Raw genomic sequence first — 14,529 nt, forward strand, 5'->3', positions numbered from 1 at the left:
GCGAACAGAATAGCAGGTTTAAAAATGTTGATGGTTATTTTCCAGAGAATCTGCGCTTTTTCCAAAAAAGCTGCTTCAGTTTGGTAATTAGAACTTCCTATTTGCATTGATTTAGAAATGAAGATTTGCCGCTTATCTCATTTGCGATATTTTTACCATATATATTCTCATGAAAAAATGACCACAGAACTAAGCCTGTGATCAAGTGATTCTTCTTATTCCTTCGTCAAATCCCGCATAAAGAATACCGTATCGACATCCATCAAATGGTAATCTTTGGGCATTTCTGATTTATCAATCAGTTGAAAATCATTTTTCTTGTAAAACTTCTGTGCGGCCTTCAGTACATCAACGGTTCCTAAATACAAGCGTTCATAGCCTAGATTTTTACAATAATCAACCAGCGTATCTAGCAGCTGCTTGCCTACTTGCTTTTCCCCGCGAAATTCTTTGGCAGCGAACATTTTCTTGATGGCGCCACAATGATTTTCCAGCTTGACGAGCGCGATTGATCCAACGACTTTGCCCTCGGATAACGCCACCCAGAAATTTCCACCGGTATCGATATATTCTTCTTTGATTCTTAATAGATCCGGCTGATCTTCGATACTGATATCGATGTTGAACTCGTCTCTTTGGATCGGAAGAATCAGATCAACGACCTCTTGGGTATATTTTTCTTCAAATGGGACGATGGTTACTTCTACCATTTTAAACAGCTCCTTTAGCTATTTGATTTTATATTTGGAAAGTTTTTTTGTTTTCACTTTACGTTTGTTAAGTTTTTAGACAATTTACTTTTCGTCATTCTCTTCCAGCTCATTTGGTACGACCTGATATAAGATATTTTCGATCGTCTTCATGGCAGCGACCAGCTCCTGATAATTTGCTTCATCCAAGGGTTCTAATAGCTCCAGAACTTTGCGATCCGATTGTTCCTCTACGTATTTATTCAGTTCTAGCCCTTTTTCCGTAAGATAAAGGTGCTGGCTTCTGCTGTCTTCGGGATTTTTTTCTTTATAAATATACTCATTTTTTTCCAGCTTACTAAGCTTACGGCTTAGATAGCTTTTTTTGATATTCAGACATTTCGTCAGCTCGTTAGCAGTGATGCTGGGATGACGACCGATTTCGCCTAAGATCCGCATTTCAATCATCGAATAATCCAGATCAAAAACAGTTTGGTCAAAGACGCCTAAAATTCTCGTATAGTACCGATTGAATCTTCTCACATCATGGGTATCCACTCCGAATCACGACCTTCCATGTAATAGTTTACTATGTCAACTAAAACGAGTATAAGGCATTTAGTTTACTTTGGCAACTACTTTGGAATAAAATGCTTAAAATAAGAGAAAAGACTTGTACAAATGCGAAGAATGTTTTATTCTATCGAAGGTAAGAATTATGCACCATTAGGAGGAGATCATGATGACACAATCATCTTGTATCGTACGCTCAAAGAACTATCCTATCCAATTAAACGATTAGTTCTTTGACGGAAAAGAAATTTTCCTCAGAGAGAAGAAACGAGGAAAATCATGAATACAGAAAAAAATCTATTAAAACCAAACGAATATTGGTATTGTAAACAGCAAGTCAGCGAGCTTGTTAGTGCTTATCATTCAGTCAACGATAAACAGACAGTCGGAACCCTGCAGACGCTGATCCAAGGAAAGACCGGAGAATTCTTTGGTCGCGACCCTCTATTAGCGGCTTATTGGGAGCAATTTCTCGACACCAGTCTGACACGAGATAAGTTCGAAAAACTATTTGAAGAAATGAAGCGCTTCGTCCTTCCGATGGACGCACCTTCTACTAAGCAGATCGATAAAAGCTTCCGAAAAGTCAAAAAGATGCAGTATCCTGAATTAGAAACGACCGATTTTCGGGAATTGAGCTATTTAGGCTGGAACGACAGCGGAACGAATCGCAAATACTTGCTTCGCAAGATCGATGGACGCTTTACTGGAGCTTACGGCAGCTTCAGCACAGATGTACAAAAAGGTCATTGCGCCATCTGCAATCAAATCAGCACCGTCGCCTTCTTTTTAGCAACCACCAAATCTTCCGGCGATGGCACCTATACGAAAAAAGGCAATTACATTTGTACCGACAGTGCACAATGCAATCGTCAATTGACGCAGTTAGACACACTTGACCGCTTTTGGGACACCGTCACGCATTAAAAAAAGAGTTGATTCAAAAGTCTTTAGACTTTGGATCAGCTTTTTTTAACTAAACTCAGATCTTAAGACTGGATAACGCCCACTCCAGTTCTTTAAGCAAAAACCTAAAAGGCCGGCACATTTGCGCCTTTGGAATTGTTTTTGATATATTTTGCTACTTCAGGAGTGGTCATGGCTTTCTTCAATGCCTTAATCTTTTTACTGTCTTTTTCATCCTTATTCGTAACAAGCTGCAAAGCATAATGCTCACTGGCTTTTTCAGTTTCCAATAAGATGGCGTCTTTAGTCGTCAGCTTGATTGGCTCTAAATAAGCAGGATAACAAAAGACCATCGCGATATCACTCTCATCATAAGCCTTCGCTAAATTCAGTAAATCGATTCGTTCAAAATGTAAGTTTTTTGGATTCTCTACGATGTCATCTACAGTACCGTCAAACCCAACACCCTCTTTCAACTTTATAACACCGTTCTCGTTTAAGATCGCCAGAGCACGACCTTCATTTGTTGGATCACTAGGAATTCCAACTTTTGCTTTTTCAGGGAGGGTTTTAGCATCTTTGTATTGCTTCGAATAAAAGCCCCCAGCAAAATAATAAATTGGTTGCACGGCTACTAAGTCCGCTTTCTTCTCCTTGTTGAACATCTTCATAAAGGGTTCATGTTGCGCAAAATTGGCATCTGCTTCGCCGTGCTGAACCGCATCATTGTAGGCAACATTGTCATTAACTTGTAAGATTTCAATATTATAGCCTTCTTTTTTCGCCTCTTTTTTGGCAATCTCTAAAATGTCTTTAGAGGATTCCAGCTGCACGGCCACAGTAATATCTGTATCTTCCTTCGTTTCGCTTACTTGTTTATTTCCTCCACAGGCGGCTAATACGATGACCGCCAAAAAGGCCGCCGCTGCTAAATAAAATTTCTTCATGCTTTTCTCTCCTACTTTCTTTTATCTAGTTTTTGGGCAATAAAATTCCCCAGCATTTGTAAAATGAAGACCAGTGCAATCATGATCACAATGGCAACATACATAATACCGTATTCATAACGTTGGTAACCGACCCGAACCGCGAAGTCCCCGATCCCTCCTCCGCCGACAACACCCATCACTGTCGAATAGGAAACCATACTGACAGTCGTGGTTGTATATGCCAAAACAAGTCCGCTGCGCGCTTCAACTAGTAAAAAATGCCAGATGTACTGCCATCTGGTCGTTCCTAAAGAAGCCGCCAATAAGCGAATATCCTCAGGGACATCAAGCAAAACCTGCTCCACTAAACGAGCAAAAATTGCTACTGCAACGATACTTAGAGGCACAGAAGACGGAATTGGACCAAAGGCTTTTCCCAACACTGAACGAGTGAAGGGAATCAAGGTGATTACAAATAGTAAATATGGAAAAGAACGAATTACTGTGACAAAAAAATTTGATAACCAATAAACCAACTGGTTACTATCCTTCCTCTTCGGATTAGAGAGAAACAAACCCACTCCTAGCGGCAACCCAATAATGAAACAGATCCCCATCGAAATCGCCATCATGATGCCGGTTTCTTCTAAACTAAGCACTAATGAAGGCCAGTATTCTGCCAGCGAATCGAACGTCATCATTTCCGCAGACTCCTTTCAACCTTTGCCAAATAAGGCAGCTCTTCCAAAGCAAAACGATTCGGATCATTCTTTAAATCACCAATCAACTTTCCTTCTTCCAAAACCAAAACTCGTTCACACAGCTTTTTAACTGTTTCTAGTTCGTGACTGACAAAGAAGATTGTTGGACGAAATTCTTGATGGACCTTGCGTAACAGTGCGATGATCATATCCGTATTTTCTTCATCTAATGAGCTCGTCGCCTCATCGCAAAACAGCCATTTAGGGTTTCGGCTTAACGCACGAGCGATGGAGACCCGCTGCTGTTCGCCGCCCGAAAGCTCGACAGGGTAATTTTCCTTCTTATTCTCCATACCCACAAACTCCAGCAGTTGATTGACCTTGGCAGAATCTTTACGATGGAGTAGCTTTAGTGGCAACGCGACATTCTCGTAGATCGTCAAATTTTCCAGTAAATTATACTTCTGAAAAATCATCCCCATTTGCTGTTGCTCTTTTCTTACGATCTTTTTGGATAATTCCGCAGTATTTATTCCATCTAATAAAAGCTCCCCGCTTGTAGGCGATTCCATCAAATTTAACAGTCTAAGCAGGGTGGATTTTCCCGCCCCGCTTTTTCCTACCACTCCTACGATTTCCCCCGTAGAAACGGTAAAGTTGATCGTTTGAAGTGAAAGGTTGTTTTGATGTTGTTTAGACACGTTTCTTAACTCAAACATCATTTCCTCCTCCAGTGATATAGGTACGGATTATTACACAATTAATAAACTGTATAACTATCATCGGATATTCATTATTTAATTCTTTTATATAATTACCTAAAACACCTAAAATTACAACTATTTTAACTTGAAAACAAAAGATAATAGTTGTTTTTTTACTGTATCATTTTTCAATAAAAAAAGAACAAAACGGCGTCTGAGTAGAGCAGATTAGGTAAGCGAAAAGGCTTCTTGTTCCTTATTAAAACAGTTTCACCTTGTTATTCCCTGAAATGCGAATTTACGAGAAAAGCCACAGTTACCACTCCACCTTGAAGAAGCCTTTCCGACCAATTTTTCGTACTCAAAAAGGACCGATAGAAATAGACTCTATCGGTCCTAAAAACTTATAGCGTTTATTACCCCTTCATCAATTGGCTTATCCCACTGGATACCGATTCGACAGAGTAATCAATGTCGCAATCAGCACCACTACGATACAAAGGGAAACGACGATATTCACCTTACTGTTTTTGATATTGAGGATTTTTTCTTTACTGGAGAACATTGGAACCAACAACAGACTTGCGGGAATAAAATAGCGTCCCTGCAATCCCTCGATCGACGCGGTGCGCCCGACCTTGTTCCAAATTTGATACAAAGCGAAAAAGGTCAGGATCGTATACAGGATCATCATTACTGCTACAATGACTTCTTGCAGAGCGGTTAGCGCCTGATGATCCTTTTCTTGGACCAGACAAGCCCCCACCAACGCCATGTAATATAGGACGAGCCAGTGCAATCCCAATGGCGTGTCAATCAGCCCAAACTTACCGGCAAAGGAGTAAACGATATTATCGCCCTTCGTTCCAAAGAGATAATTTTCACGAAGATTTTCAAAAAAGATCGATGGCTCCTTCAAGAACTGAGCGACTTGCTTACTTGGGTTGGCAAAGTCACGATACAGGATCTGCTGGTCGATCATCATTTTATTCCATAATACATAGCACAAGATGCACGCTACAAAAATCCCTACTCCCCAAAACGCCTTCCGCTGGATACTGAAGGATTTATTGGGTATCAAGAAAAACAGCATGCCCAAGACGATCAAGGTCGGCTTCAGCAACACTAGTGTAATCATCAGGACGGCGCTGAAGGCCAATTTCCCAGTGGAGATCGACTCCCTGCCGATCAGACTAGTGATCCAGGCAATAAAGAAAAAGCTGACCGCGATGATCATCCCATCGCCTGAGACCGAAGTTACTAAAAAGAGCGCCATCGGATTCAAGGCCAATATTGTCGCCCCCATTTTTGAAAATGGAAAACGTTTGATGGCAAGAAAAATAATCAAGACATAGAAAATCAGATTCAGGTATCTGGCGGCGTAATACTGCCAGATGATCGGTTTGCCTAGTATTTTTCCCACCTTGATCCCGATGATCTGAGGAATGTAGTTCACAAAGAAATAATTTGTGATGCCGCCGGTACCGATAAAGGCCTTTTCCCCAGCCTTGATATTCTTCTGGTCCGCTTTGTATTGATAGGGATATTCGGCCTTCTTGCCATTTTTGTCGATGGCGTAGAAATTCATGCTCTTCATTTCATAGGGAACTTCAAAACCATAGTTTCCCCAGGTACTGTCGTTTTTTCCCGGCTTTTTGTTAAAGGCCTGCGGTTTGACCTTGAATTCGGAAAACGCATAGGCTTTGATAAAATGCCCAACCTCATCGGGTGCTTGGAGCGGCGGCACGATGTTGATCATCAATAAGCCGAAAACGAGCGCTAAGAATAAAAATAAGCGGTTGGGAAAGGTGATTTTTTTGATCGCGCCTAGCACGCTTGCTCCACCATCCATTACTTTGTCGATAATCATCATTCCCTTCACTAGAATCAGGTTTCATTATACTCCTCCATAAATTGCAACAAAAGATATTTTAGCAAAATTGATCAAACTGTCCCGAGATTATTTAAAAAAAGACCAAACGTCGTTGCCAACATTTGATCTTTTTGCACATTACATAATCGTTCCCATCGCAACATTTTGATCTTCTTCTGTCGTGATCGCGGCCGCCACCGCAGCTTCTAACCCTTTAGCAATCGTTTCAACCGGCATACTTGGTGTCCCAGCTGGCAGATCGATCACTTGCTCCGGCAAGTAAGGAACATGGATAAAGCCGCCTTTGATATTTTTGTTTTGTTTGTCCGCTAAATATAACAAGCGATACATGATGTCGTTGCAGACAAAGGTGCCTGCTGTGTAAGAAACACTTGATGGAATACCGGCTGCTTTGACATTGCTGACCATTGCTTTGACCGGGATCGTCGCAAAGTAAGCTGTTTCGCCATCTTCGTGAATGACTTGGTTCAAGGGCTGTTGTTCTTCGTTATCAGGAATGCGCGCTTCCATTAAATTGATCGCTACTTTTTCAATCGAGATATCCGAGCGTCCTCCAGCTTGACCGACACAGATCACGATATCGGGATTTTGTGCTTCAATCGCTTTGGCCAGCACTTCACCGTCTTTTTTAAAGACCGTTGGAATTTCTAATTTATGGATCACTGCACCTTCGATCGTATCTGGTAATAATTTCACTGCTTCATAGGCAGGGTTAATGGCTGCTCCGCCAAAAGGGTCAAAACCGGTAATTAATACGTTCATTTTCCACCATTCCTTTACTATTTAAATAGAATCATATAACCGATTTGGAAAACCAAGAAGATCACGGCTAACAATGCCTGATTCTTGATAACGCCGAAGCGATCCTTCATTTCCAGCATCGCTACCGGCACGATATTGAAGTTCGCCGCCATCGGCGTACATAAGGTTCCACAGTAACCACAAGTCAAGGCTACCATTCCGATCAAGACCGGATCAGCTCCATACGCCAAAACAAACGGCGCGCCGATGCCGACAGTCATCACAGTGATCGCCGCAAACGCGTTCCCCATGATCATGGTAAACAGCACCATCCCGATCGCAAAAACGATGATCCCAAGATTCACGTTGCCTTTAGGAATAACTTTAGCCACTAGATCAGAAATGACTTCTCCAACACCAGCCGCAGTAAAGATCGCACCTAAACTCGCCAACAGCATCGGCAGCATGCTCAATGGACCAACGGTTGACAGCATCCGTTCCGCATCATCCAAGAAAACTTTCGGCTTATTCGAGTTTGAATAGATCATCAAAATAACAATCGCCACTAACACGCCGATACCAACGCCGACTAGCGCACCCAATTGCGTGAAGACCGCGAAGATGATCGCGAAGATCCCCATCGCCAACGCTGGAATAAAGATCTTCATACCGATCTTGTCAGCCATTTTCTTGGTAGCCGCTTCGGCTGGCGCATTTTCCTGGCCTTTGCTGACTTTTTTGAAGATTGGCGGCAAGGTCATGATGATGACTAACACACCATCGATCATCGGCGGAATCCAACGACCAAACATCATTACGATCCCTAACGCACACCAGAAGATCGCTGTGCCGATCGGAGTCGCGTTGCTTTTATCGCGGGCGTTTTTGATCCCAGTGTACACCGCGACCGCACCCATAATGATATAAATGATTTCAAGTAATTTCTCTGACATCAAGACATCAGGACTTAGAAAAAATGACATCTGCTTTCCTCCCTATTTCCCGTTTCCGTAGTATTTTTTGAATAGCTTACGATCCTTCAAGAAGTAATACACGATCGCTACGATTACGGCGAATAACGCCACAGGAATTTCCACCTTCGCTAGATCAAGTAAGCTGGCTTCATAGCCTAGAGATTTCAAGGTCGCCTGCACCAGCAACGCACCCGGTCCACCGACGAATAAGACTTGGAAGAAGAACCACGCGATGTTTTCCATCCCAGAAGACATCCCTTTTAACTCTTCAACATACTCTTCTTCAGGCTCTTTCCCTTTTGCTTCGATTGAACCAATCACCATCGGCATGATGATCGGACGAACAAAGCCAGCTACCCCGCCGAAGCTAATGTTAAAGGCCGCGAAGATCGAACGCATGATTCCATAGGCACCAATCACCGCACCAGCCGACGCATTTTTTATTTTTCCGATCAATTTCGCTGCGGATTCCTTTAGACCATTTCGTTCCAAAGTACCCGTCACCAGCATGATCAAAATGAAGATCGCCATCGAACGGTTAGAAACAAAGCTTGTTCCCAAGGTCGTTAACAGACCCTCCACGCCTAGACCACCAGTGATCGCCGTAACCACCGCGGCCACTAAGATGATCAGGATCGAATCCAACTTCAAGGCAAAGCCGATAATCACAATCAAAATTCCTATTAATTTCGCTAATTCCATCTAAAATAAATCCTCCCTCAATATATATCTAATAATCAGCCGAAGCTGAGTACTCCCTTTTGAAAATTTGAATTTTCTGACTTTTCAGAATAAAAAGACTATGTCTACTTTTTGAAGAGCGTTCCGACTTCGCGTCCTGCCAAAATGTCCAGCAAAACTTTGGGGCTTTTCCCATTCGCCAGTACCATTGAAATATTGGCCGTCAAGGCGCCCGTCGCGGTTTTCAGCTTGCTGCGAATGCCGCCGCGACTCAGATTTCCAATGTTTGAATCCGCTTCTTCCAATAATCGCTGATCGATCTCGCTCAAATGTCGAAACAATGTCGCCTGTTCATTGACCGCAGGATTGGCAGAATATAAACCATTCACATCAGAAAGCATGATCAATAAATCAGCCTCGATCGCTTCGGCCACCAACAACGAAAGTTCATCATTGTCTTCAAACTTCGCCAAATGACCTTCTTCATCCACCGTCACCGCATCATTTTCATTGATGATCGGCAAAATCCCATGCTCCAGCAGCTCTTGAAGCGTTTGAACAAACGCGTGTCGACTTTTCGGATATTCCAACACTTCCCGACTCAATAAAAGCTGTGCAATTGTTTGATCCTGCTGGTTAAATGCAGCCTCATACCTGCTGGTAACCAATCCTTGACCGACTGCCGCAGCCGTTTGTTTTGAAACTTCACCAAGCTGAGTAATACCCGCACCAACGGCTCCCGAAGAAACAAGGATCGGTTTCTTTCCGATAGCAATCAGTTCAGACAACACACTCGCCAGCTGCGAAATCACGGCTTCCTCAATGCCTGTCGCAGGGGATACTAATAAGCTCGTCCCGACCTTTATTACAATAATGTTCGCGTCTTTTATTTCTTCTCTCATCTATTACACCTTAACTATAAAAAACAAGTAATAGCATTTAATAAAACTATTTGTGTCTATTACCCTTCAATTATTTTTTGCTAATAATAGCACAAAAACACCCACATGGGAATATTTTATTTTTTTAATCAAAATCCCCTTTAAATCAAACGAACATTATGTTGCGAACGTTTTATGATTTATTAGAGGAACTTTGAAGATTTTTGAGTTTGATATTTTTTTTAAAACAAGTAAGAACCACCAATTTCATATCCAGTCCTTAAAAGAACGATTTTTATTTATATAAATAACCACATAGATTGTGGATAGATAATAGCGCTAACATTTCCGGCGAAAAGCTTTTGTTATTAAATTCAATTAAAAGATTGAATAAATCTTCAAAAAAAAGCTCGCCGATGCTAGATGAAACCTAACATTGGCGAACCATACTGATCCATGCTGGAAGCTCAAATCAACACTATTCAAATAATTACATCTTACTCACAAACTTTTAAAATCGGACTTTACCGGTTTAAACGTTTTTCAGCAATTCGATAAACTTCACTATCTTCACGTTTTCCGATGACTACAATCTCGATGATTTCCATACCAAACTCAGACTCCTTGAAAATGACACGCAATCCTAATCTTCTGTGCTTCATCTTTCGGCATTCACTTAATTTACCGCGTAATGCCTGACCTGCCTTCATCCCTTGGTCCTCAATTCTTTTGAGCGATTTAAGAACCTGTTTCCGTTGACTATTATCAAGACGTTCAAAATCACGCTTTGATAAATCGGTAAATACAACTTCCTGCTTCATTCCCATTCGTCCTCTACATCCTGAATTTCAGTTCGCCAATCCTTTCCAGCCACCTCATCAACAGAATAATAGGTCGTTGTACTGATTTCAAACGGAATCCTCTTTTTCTTGACGACCTGTGTCAAATACAAGGTTACAGCTGTAGTTAAGTCTAGTCCTAGATCTTCTAACGTATCCTTCGCTTCTTGCTTCAATCTCTTGTCCACATTAATATTCAAACGTGTTTTTTCGTTTTTGTTTTTTTCTTTCATTTCCATTTTATTAGCCACCTACTTCTTTCGCATTATGTATATGACACTCTAGAACTATACTTAAACGATCAATTTCCATCCAATAAAACGCACCAATTGCGCACTAATGACGCACCAGTTACACACCCATTATACACCTAAAGACCTCCACTTAAAACAAAGATTTCTTATAGCCTTGCTTTATATCTATGATTTCCTTAATACATGGCAAGCGTTAAAAAAAAGAGCAACCATCAAAAATGATTATTGCTCTAAGAACTGATTTTATTTCCATAAACTATAGGAGCCATCAACTATTCCTCATGCGCCTGCACTTCGCGAGCATATTCTTTACTCGCTTCATAAACAGAAATAGCTCTCTTGCGCCGTTCCTTATGATTAATAATCGGTGTAGGATAATCCTCATCCAAAATCACGCCATATTCCTCTTGCTCTTCTTTGGTCATTTTTTCCGGCTGATGAATCAGCTTCTCCGGCAGATTTTCTAACTCTTTCACATACTTCTTGATGAACTTACCCTCTGGATCGAATTTCCGTGATTGGGTCGTAGGATTGAAGACACGAAAGTACGGTACAGCATCGGTTCCGGTGGAGGCCGCCCATTGCCAGCCGCCGATATTGCTGGCGGGATCGTAGTCGATCAGCTGCTGTTGGAAATACCGCTCACCCCAGCGCCAATCGATCAGCAGATCCTTCGCTAAAAAGGAAGCCGTGATCATCCGCAAACGATTGTGCATCCAGCCGGTTTCATTCAATTGGCGCATCGCCGCATCCACGATCGGAAAGCCAGTTTTTCCCGCTTGCCATTTTTCGAATTTCTCTTGATCATTTTCCCACTTGATGAAACGAAATTGGGCTTGGATCGGTTGCTTCTGCTGACGGGGATGATTGGTAAAGATCATATTGTAGAAATCACGCCAGCACAGCTCTTTTTCGAAGGTGGAGCATCCTTGTGAAGATTTTTCTTCCTGCAGCGCCTGCCAAACAGTTCGAATCGAAACCTCGCCGGTCCTTAAATAGCGCGACAAATGACTAGTTTCATCCAAAATCGGAAAATCGCGCGCTTTTTCATATTTTTCTACGGAGTTTTTGACAAACTTCTTCAATTGACGGTTTGCTGCTTCTTCACCGATCTTCGTTTGCTTGGGCAGCTTTGCGACCAATTTGTCGAATTTCTTTTCATCTTCTGGAAACAGCACCTTGGAATAGACCGAATCTGCTTGAAAGCGAACTTTCACCGGTGTTTCTTTCACTCGTTCTTTCCATTGATTGTAATAGGGGGTGAAAACTTTATACGGATCGCCTTGTTGATTTTTGATCTTCCTTGCTCCATGAAGGTAGTGATCCTGAAATCGAAAATACTCGATCCCATTTTGGCGAAAGAACTTTTTTGCTTCCTCATCTCGCTTCGCCCCAAAACCGGTCGTGTCTTCATTGAAATAGATTTTATTCCAGTCCGGCAATGCCTCTTTTAATTGTGCAAATAAGTCTAGCGGCTCCCCATATTGAATTTGCAGTTGAGCCTGCTCATCGATTCTCCCCTTAAAATGCTGGACGCTCCCGAAAAATGCTTGATGATTGGGACTTTCTTCCAGAAATCGTGCTGGATTGACTTGGAATAATAACACTAGTTTGTCTTCTGCCTCCAAATCGTTAAACGCATGATAAAGCGCTTTGTTGTCTTGAATTCTTAGATCGCGGCGAAACCACATAACCGTCTGCATCGAATCAACCTTTCTCGTTAACCTTCTTTCTTCGAAACTACCATAGAATGCTGAAAAAGGCACTTTTGATGTTTATAAAAACTAGTTTTTCAGCTGGAAAAATTCAAATTTCAAGCCTTTTAAAATCATTTTGGGTAATCGCCAGTTCTCATTGACAGGGCTAGTGTTTACTAGTATAAATATGTTAGTAAACATCATCTTATGGATATATTTGTGTTATCAAATGTTTGTCTCTACAAAAATCAAATAAAATACAAACGTTCTATTCATTCTTTATAAGAAAAAATCTTAAAATAATAGAATGTTTTTCATTCATTTTGAAAGAAGGAAGCGGTCATAAAAAATACAAAGGAACGAATCTGGCGTGAAGCCTTAACCTTATTTTCCCAGCGGGGATTTGATGGGGTATCGGTAAAAGAAATCGCAAAAGCGGTCGGAATCAAGGATAGTTCGCTTTATAATCACTACAAAAGCAAACTGGAAATCTTCAACACTATTCTTAGGGAAGTTTCTCAAATTTTAAAAGAAGCCAATAACACCTACGCGATCCCTTTGACAGTAAATGCCGGAGACAAGTATAAAAACATCCCGATTCAAGAATTGACGAAGATGTATGTTGATGCCTTTAAGTTTTACTTAGCAGACGAGACTGCTTCGAAATTCAGGAAGCTGTTGATTGCGGAGCAGCACATGAATCAATCTGTCGGAAACTTATATAATGAACTATTTTTTGATCTTCCCATGAAGTATCTGACGATTTTATTCACTGATCTTGTCAATCAAGGAACTTTTATCAAGATGGACCCATACATTATCGCGATGCATTTCTATTCTTCCATCAACTTCCTAATCCGACGCTGCGACATCCGACCAGATTTAGTCGAGGAAAACATTTCCTTATTGGAACAGCATATTGAACAATTTGACCAAATTTATCGGGTCGAACGTACCCAATAAATTTGGTCAAATTGAAAAAAGCTTCGACGGTTTAGTCGAAGCTTTTTACTGCTTCCTAAATGTCAAATTAAGCTAGACAAATTCTCTTCATTCATGTAACCCAAAAATACCTCCAATGGTGTTCGGTAGTTCAATGACCTCCTAGGGATATGATTTCTCCTGGAAGCAACGGATTGAATAAATGACTCTGGGACGTTGGTAAAATCCATCGCTTTTTTTCAAGCCATCTTTTCGCAATAATCCGTTAGAATGCTCATTTAACTCACGTTGTGAAGGGGTACCTGGATCCGCAAAGTAAATGTCTATATCATTGACATTACTAATTGCTTTCCAGTTTGAAAATTCTTTTCCACAATCAAACGTGATTGATTTGAACACGTGACGAGGAAATGTTTGAAACCATTGATTCATTCTGTGTTCAATATCTTTTGCCTGTCGACCAGTAGGTTTTAGCGTAATAATCACTTTGCTTAAACGCTCCACCAAGGTAATAACAGCACTTTTATGCTTCGCACCAATGATCGTATCTCCTTCGAGGTGACCAAATTCTTTGGAATAATTTGAATACTCTTTGTTTCGTTGACGAATCGAGCGGCGAAAAGCTTGTTTTCCACGTTTTTCTTGATGCCCATTCGGTTTGCGTTTTCCTTTCAGAGGGAGGGACAAAGCATCAAACAAGCCTTTTTCAAACATCCGATACAGCGTACGAACAGAACAAGCGATTGGATACTCCGCTCGGCCAATAATCACATCAGGTGTCCATCCTTGAGCCACCTTGTTTTGAACATAGTCTGATTGTTCAGCGGGTAAAACGATCGCACGTCTGCCGCAACGGGATTTATTTTGCTTGTATTGTTGGTAATAGTCTAAAGGGGTATTCCCCTGTTCCAAAAAATGATACACATTGTAAATGGTTTGTCTTGAACGCCGTAAGCTGCGGGCAACATTGGCGACAGGTTCATTGATTTTGAAATAAGCGTCTATCATCACGAGTTCATCTGGTGTAAGATGAGTGTAGGTCATTTGTACTCACTCCTTATAATTCTTTGAACGGAACTATTTTGAGTGTAGCACAAATGACTTTTTTTGTTGTCTAGCTTAAT

At 41.3% G+C, this 14,529-nt stretch carries 15 protein-coding genes and 2 pseudogenes; 3 read left to right on the plus strand and 14 right to left on the minus strand.

The window, feature by feature from the left end; translation table 11 throughout:
* Positions 1-215 precede the first annotated feature (215 nt).
* Complete coding sequence (locus tag AC4J95_RS07865; protein WP_494549389.1) at positions 216-710, minus strand: GNAT family N-acetyltransferase; 495 nt, start codon at positions 708-710, stop codon at positions 216-218.
* Between the two features lie 84 nt (positions 711-794).
* Entirely contained in the window at positions 795-1,232 is a 438-nt protein-coding gene (locus AC4J95_RS07870; RefSeq protein ID WP_494549390.1) for a MarR family winged helix-turn-helix transcriptional regulator, read from the minus strand.
* A gap of 309 nt (positions 1,233-1,541) precedes the next feature.
* Here AC4J95_RS07870 and AC4J95_RS07875 point away from each other — a divergent pair, with 309 nt between their 5' ends.
* Positions 1,542-2,189 (plus strand): FusB/FusC family EF-G-binding protein, encoded by a 648-nt coding sequence (locus AC4J95_RS07875; protein WP_494549391.1) that lies wholly within the window; start codon positions 1,542-1,544, stop codon positions 2,187-2,189.
* 104 nt (positions 2,190-2,293) lie between these two features.
* On the opposite strand, the gene emtC is transcribed toward AC4J95_RS07875, so the two are convergent.
* The 11 genes from emtC to AC4J95_RS07930 form a co-directional block, all read right to left on the minus strand.
* Positions 2,294-3,115 (minus strand): metal family ABC transporter substrate-binding protein EmtC, encoded by an 822-nt coding sequence (emtC, locus tag AC4J95_RS07880; protein ID WP_494549392.1) that lies wholly within the window; start codon positions 3,113-3,115, stop codon positions 2,294-2,296.
* A gap of 11 nt (positions 3,116-3,126) precedes the next feature.
* Complete coding sequence (gene emtB, locus AC4J95_RS07885) at positions 3,127-3,795, minus strand: metal ABC transporter permease EmtB (protein WP_494549439.1); 669 nt, start codon at positions 3,793-3,795, stop codon at positions 3,127-3,129.
* A complete protein-coding gene (locus tag AC4J95_RS07890; protein WP_494549393.1) occupies positions 3,795-4,517 on the minus strand; it encodes an ATP-binding cassette domain-containing protein in 723 nt (240 codons plus the stop codon). The genes emtB and AC4J95_RS07890 overlap by 1 nt, the downstream gene beginning before the upstream one ends.
* A gap of 421 nt (positions 4,518-4,938) precedes the next feature.
* Positions 4,939-6,372, minus strand: coding sequence for a DUF2142 domain-containing protein (locus tag AC4J95_RS07895; RefSeq protein ID WP_494549394.1), 1,434 nt, complete (start codon positions 6,370-6,372; stop codon positions 4,939-4,941).
* 141 nt (positions 6,373-6,513) lie between these two features.
* On the minus strand, positions 6,514-7,158 hold the full coding sequence (gene pcp, locus AC4J95_RS07900) for a pyroglutamyl-peptidase I (protein WP_494549395.1): 645 nt from the start codon (positions 7,156-7,158) through the stop codon (positions 6,514-6,516).
* Between the two features lie 17 nt (positions 7,159-7,175).
* Positions 7,176-8,120 (minus strand): DUF979 domain-containing protein, encoded by a 945-nt coding sequence (locus AC4J95_RS07905; RefSeq protein ID WP_494549396.1) that lies wholly within the window; start codon positions 8,118-8,120, stop codon positions 7,176-7,178.
* 12 nt (positions 8,121-8,132) lie between these two features.
* Positions 8,133-8,813 (minus strand): 5-oxoproline transporter, DUF969 family subunit, encoded by a 681-nt coding sequence (locus AC4J95_RS07910; protein WP_316405300.1) that lies wholly within the window; start codon positions 8,811-8,813, stop codon positions 8,133-8,135.
* A gap of 104 nt (positions 8,814-8,917) precedes the next feature.
* Positions 8,918-9,694, minus strand: a complete 777-nt coding sequence (proB, locus tag AC4J95_RS07915) for a glutamate 5-kinase (protein WP_494549397.1) — start codon at positions 9,692-9,694, stop codon at positions 8,918-8,920.
* A 503-nt stretch (positions 9,695-10,197) separates the two neighbouring features.
* Positions 10,198-10,494 (minus strand): type II toxin-antitoxin system RelE family toxin, encoded by a 297-nt coding sequence (locus AC4J95_RS07920; RefSeq protein WP_494549398.1) that lies wholly within the window; start codon positions 10,492-10,494, stop codon positions 10,198-10,200.
* Complete coding sequence (locus AC4J95_RS07925; protein ID WP_316405297.1) at positions 10,491-10,751, minus strand: type II toxin-antitoxin system RelB/DinJ family antitoxin; 261 nt, start codon at positions 10,749-10,751, stop codon at positions 10,491-10,493. The genes AC4J95_RS07920 and AC4J95_RS07925 overlap by 4 nt, the downstream gene beginning before the upstream one ends.
* Positions 10,752-11,038: 287 nt before the next feature.
* Positions 11,039-12,469, minus strand: coding sequence for a cryptochrome/photolyase family protein (locus AC4J95_RS07930; protein WP_494549399.1), 1,431 nt, complete (start codon positions 12,467-12,469; stop codon positions 11,039-11,041).
* A gap of 357 nt (positions 12,470-12,826) precedes the next feature.
* Between AC4J95_RS07930 and AC4J95_RS07935 the strand changes: the two are divergent.
* Positions 12,827-12,949 (plus strand): annotated as a pseudogene (locus AC4J95_RS07935) (TetR/AcrR family transcriptional regulator); the annotation flags it as partial.
* A 72-nt stretch (positions 12,950-13,021) separates the two neighbouring features.
* Positions 13,022-13,426, plus strand: coding sequence for a hypothetical protein (locus AC4J95_RS07940; protein ID WP_494549400.1), 405 nt, complete (start codon positions 13,022-13,024; stop codon positions 13,424-13,426).
* Positions 13,427-13,488: 62 nt separating this feature from the next.
* Here AC4J95_RS07940 and AC4J95_RS07945 read toward each other — a convergent pair.
* Positions 13,489-14,449, minus strand: a pseudogene (locus AC4J95_RS07945) (IS30 family transposase).
* Positions 14,450-14,529 lie beyond the last annotated feature (80 nt).

This window comes from Enterococcus sp. GPZ-007 (genome assembly GCF_059374735.1).

Excerpts from the sequence above, each read along its gene's own strand:
- proB (WP_494549397.1), bottom strand. The coding sequence starts at position 9,694 with ATGAGAGAAGAAATAAAAGACGCGAACATTATTGTAATAAAGGTCGGG.
- AC4J95_RS07905 (WP_494549396.1), bottom strand. The coding sequence starts at position 8,120 with ATGTCATTTTTTCTAAGTCCTGATGTCTTGATGTCAGAGAAATTACTT.
- AC4J95_RS07930 (WP_494549399.1), bottom strand. The coding sequence starts at position 12,469 with ATGCAGACGGTTATGTGGTTTCGCCGCGATCTAAGAATTCAAGACAAC.
- AC4J95_RS07865 (WP_494549389.1), bottom strand. The coding sequence starts at position 710 with ATGGTAGAAGTAACCATCGTCCCATTTGAAGAAAAATATACCCAAGAG.
- AC4J95_RS07890 (WP_494549393.1), bottom strand. The coding sequence starts at position 4,517 with ATGTTTGAGTTAAGAAACGTGTCTAAACAACATCAAAACAACCTTTCA.
- AC4J95_RS07910 (WP_316405300.1), bottom strand. The coding sequence starts at position 8,813 with ATGGAATTAGCGAAATTAATAGGAATTTTGATTGTGATTATCGGCTTT.
- pcp (WP_494549395.1), bottom strand. The coding sequence starts at position 7,158 with ATGAACGTATTAATTACCGGTTTTGACCCTTTTGGCGGAGCAGCCATT.
- AC4J95_RS07920 (WP_494549398.1), bottom strand. The coding sequence starts at position 10,494 with ATGAAGCAGGAAGTTGTATTTACCGATTTATCAAAGCGTGATTTTGAA.
- AC4J95_RS07895 (WP_494549394.1), bottom strand. The coding sequence starts at position 6,372 with ATGATTATCGACAAAGTAATGGATGGTGGAGCAAGCGTGCTAGGCGCG.
- emtB (WP_494549439.1), bottom strand. The coding sequence starts at position 3,795 with ATGACGTTCGATTCGCTGGCAGAATACTGGCCTTCATTAGTGCTTAGT.
- emtC (WP_494549392.1), bottom strand. The coding sequence starts at position 3,115 with ATGAAGAAATTTTATTTAGCAGCGGCGGCCTTTTTGGCGGTCATCGTA.
- AC4J95_RS07875 (WP_494549391.1), top strand. The coding sequence starts at position 1,542 with ATGAATACAGAAAAAAATCTATTAAAACCAAACGAATATTGGTATTGT.
- AC4J95_RS07925 (WP_316405297.1), bottom strand. The coding sequence starts at position 10,751 with ATGGAAATGAAAGAAAAAAACAAAAACGAAAAAACACGTTTGAATATT.